This is a genomic window from Burkholderia sp. WTPI3, assembly GCF_021483755.1.
Taxonomy (GTDB): Bacteria; Pseudomonadota; Gammaproteobacteria; order Burkholderiales; family Burkholderiaceae; genus Burkholderia.
In genome coordinates, this window is sequence record NZ_JAGIXF010000213.1 from 1 (window position 1) to 1,364 (window position 1,364).

General features: G+C 65.5%; 2 protein-coding genes. Both read left to right on the top strand.

What is annotated here, in order from left to right; all coding sequences use genetic code 11:
• A partial coding sequence (locus J7024_RS36935; protein ID WP_234746054.1) for an electron transfer flavoprotein subunit beta/FixA family protein occupies window positions 1-626 on the top strand: 626 nt, incomplete at its 5' end.
• Window positions 627-642: 16 nt separating this feature from the next.
• Window positions 643-1,364: electron transfer flavoprotein subunit alpha/FixB family protein (locus tag J7024_RS36940; protein ID WP_234746055.1), on the top strand; the 722-nt coding region annotated here is incomplete at its 3' end.

A 1,364-nucleotide genomic window follows, 5' to 3' on the forward strand; every position in this document is an offset into this window, starting at 1 on the left:
CCGTTGAAGAAGCGGTGCGTCTGAAGGAAGCGGGCGTGGCAACGGAAGTGATCGCCGTGTCGGTAGGCGTTGCACAAGCGCAGGAAACGCTGCGTACGGCGCTGGCGATCGGTGCGGATCGCGCGATCCTTGTCGAATCGACAGACAGCGTCGAGCCGCTGGCCGTCGCGAAGATCCTGAAGGCGCTGGTCGACAAGGAACAGCCGCAACTGGTGATCCTCGGCAAGCAGGCGATCGACGACGATTCGAACCAGACGGGTCAGATGCTGGCCGCGCTGGCGGGCCTGCCGCAAGCGACGTTCGCGTCGAAGGTGACGATCGCCGACGGCCGTGCGACGGTTGCACGCGAAGTCGACGGCGGCGCGGAAACGCTGTCGCTTCAACTGCCGGCAGTCGTGACGACCGATCTGCGCCTGAACGAGCCGCGCTACGTGACGCTGCCGAACATCATGAAGGCGAAGAAGAAGCCGCTGGAAACGGTGAAGCCGGAAGAGCTGGGCGTGGACGTCGCGCCGCGTCTGAAGACGCTGAAGGTGGTCGAGCCGCCGAAGCGTGCAGCCGGCGTGAAGGTGCCGGACGTGAAGACGCTGGTCGAGAAGCTGAAGACCGAAGCCAAGGTGCTGTAAGAGGGAGCGCAAAGAAATGACGATTCTGGTGATTGCAGAACACGACAACGCGTCGATCAAGGCCGCGACGCTGAACGCGGTGGCGGCGGCGGCGAAGATCGGCGGCGACATTCACGTGCTGGTCGCGGGCCACAACGCGCAGGGCGCGGCCGATGCGGCGTCGAAGATTGCGGGCGTATCGAAGGTACTCCTGGCCGACGCGCCGCAACTCGAAGCGGGCCTGGCGGAAAACGTCGAGGCGACCGCGCTGAACATCGCGAAGGATTACTCGCACATCCTCGCGCCGGCGACCGCGTACGGCAAGAACATCGCGCCGCGCATCGCCGCGAAGCTGGACGTCGCGCAGATCTCGGACATCACGGCAGTGGACTCGGCCGATACGTTCGAGCGCCCGATCTACGCGGGCAACGCGATCGCGACGGTGCAGTCGAGCGACCCGATCAAGGTCATCACGGTGCGTGCGACGGGTTTCGATCCGGTAGCCGCGGAAGGCGGCAGCGCATCGGTCGAGAAGATCGAAGCGGCAGCCGACGCAGGCAAGTCGCAATTCGTGAGCCGTGAGGTGACGAAGCTGGACCGTCCGGAGCTGACGTCGGCAAGCATCATCGTGTCGGGCGGCCGCGGTCTGGGCAGCGGTGAAAACTACACGAAGGTGCTGGAGCCGCTGGCGGACAAGCTGTCGGCGGCACTCGGCGCATCGCGCGCGGCAGTGGATGCAGGCTACGTGCCGAACGACTA